General features: G+C 64.0%; 3 protein-coding genes and 1 pseudogene. All 4 read left to right on the forward strand.

Going from position 1 to position 1,677, the window contains the following annotated elements; translation table 11 throughout:
- Nucleotides 1-369 precede the first annotated feature (369 nt).
- Nucleotides 370-591: pseudogene (locus tag AC1DY5_RS54620) on the forward strand (4-hydroxy-2-oxovalerate aldolase); the annotation flags it as partial.
- A gap of 84 nt (nucleotides 592-675) precedes the next feature.
- Nucleotides 676-1,233 (forward strand): hypothetical protein, encoded by a 558-nt coding sequence (locus AC1DY5_RS54625; protein ID WP_478122527.1) that lies wholly within the window; start codon nucleotides 676-678, stop codon nucleotides 1,231-1,233.
- A gap of 20 nt (nucleotides 1,234-1,253) precedes the next feature.
- The gene (locus AC1DY5_RS54630) at nucleotides 1,254-1,397 is read left to right on the forward strand and encodes a hypothetical protein (RefSeq protein WP_478122528.1); all 144 of its coding nucleotides are present in this window, start codon (nucleotides 1,254-1,256) and stop codon (nucleotides 1,395-1,397) included.
- A gap of 22 nt (nucleotides 1,398-1,419) precedes the next feature.
- Nucleotides 1,420-1,677, forward strand: a 258-nt coding sequence (locus tag AC1DY5_RS54635; RefSeq protein ID WP_478122529.1) for a glycosyltransferase, incomplete at its 3' end; no start/stop codon positions are given.

Below are 1,677 nucleotides of genomic sequence, written 5' to 3' on the forward strand. Positions count from 1 at the left end.
GACCATGCCACAGCCGCCACTTCAGTCCACCGGCCAGATACGGCAATCGGTCATGGTCCACGGGCTTGAGTTGGCCGGCCGTCGCCTTGCTGTGCACGACGGCATCGAGCTTGCTGACGCGTCGTCGCAGGTGATACCAGTCCAGAATGTGAGTCGCCCGGGGCAAAGCCGTCAGCTGCCATTGGCGCAGCTGGCGCCGTCGGTGAACACCTCCATCAACCTATCCTGTCTGCCGAAGGCAGCAAGCACGCCTCGCACCCGTTCGCGCGAATGCTCGTCGATGGTGCGAACGAACGCAAGGCTGCGCTGACCGACGCCGACGCGCATCGCGCGGCCAGCGACGACCTCGAAAGATTTCTCGTGGTCGGGGTGGCAGTGCCGCAGGCGGGGGTGTACTCCAGCTTCCTGCGCCATGCAGAAGCCGCCGCAAAGAAGTACGACCTCAAGACGGTGGACATCCTCGTCGAACTGGGCGCTCGCAAGATGGTGGGCGGGCAGGAGGACATGATCGTCGACGTCGCGCTTGATCTTCTGCGCAAGACGAAGCACGAGCGGGCGCATGCCGAGCCGATCATGAGCGAAGCAGCCTGACAGCCAGGCCCCAGCGATCGGCTTGGCAAGTGGACTGCTGAACGGACCGGCCGTCGCAACGATTCAGAAAGACGGAGACAAGACGTGACCGATAGCAATTCACTGGACATTCAGGCATTCATCGACTGCCAGCGGTTTGGCCATGACCAACCTACTCCGCGAGAGCGCCGGCATCGTCTGCACAAGGTCTTCGCCGACTTTTGCGAAATGTCTGCCATTGCTATCAGCAACTCGATGGACCTTACACAGCGTGAGAAGCGTGAAGCGCGCTACTTGGAAATCGTGAGGGAGTACGAACGCGCTGAAGTGGAGCGCTTCGCGCAACTGCTTGGGGTGCTTGCGGAGTGGATGGCGGCTTTGCCGATTGCCTCGGGTAACTTTTCATGTCGCGCGAGCGGGGGATCACTGGGAAGGCCAGTTGCTCACGCCCTACGAGGTGTGCAGCCTCATGGCGCGCGTGTCACAGCGCTGCGGGCGCAGCCGAGGTGCCGCATGCCGATTCGAGGCGAATCCGGGCCGTCGCGCTCGGGGCGCAGCCGAATCTCGAACTCGCAGGGTGCCCCAAAAGTCCGCTCCCCAAGCCCGGCCCGGGCGCTCGTCATGCGCGCATCGGCGCGCGGCTTCTTTCGTTGTTGGCGGTGACGAATTTCGTGAGAAGCGCCATGAAGTCGCGTCGCTCCTGCGCGGCAGACGCCGCGCGCAAGACAACTGCCTACGGCTCGCTCTGGATTTTCCTGTCCCTGGTGATTCGCGCCCTGGTCGCTGCCTACTGTGCCAGCCTCGGTGGTCGCAACCGCGACCTGTGACGAGCGCACAACATAGAGTGACATGATCGGTGTCGTCGTCCCCGCGCACAACGAAGAAGACGTCGTCGTCGCTTGCATCGAGCGCATCCCGACCGCGTCACGAGACGGTCGACTGAAAGCCGAACCGGTGGAACTGGTGGTCGTAACCGACTCGTGCACGGACCATACAGGTGCCCTGGCGGCGCAAGCAGGGGCGATGACGTTGCCCGTCCAGGCGCGCAACGTCGGCGCGGCAAGGGCCGCCGGCGCCGAGCTCCTCCTCGCGAGAGGTGCCCGGTGG

The sequence above is a fragment of the Variovorax sp. P4_D9 genome, from assembly GCF_056401695.1.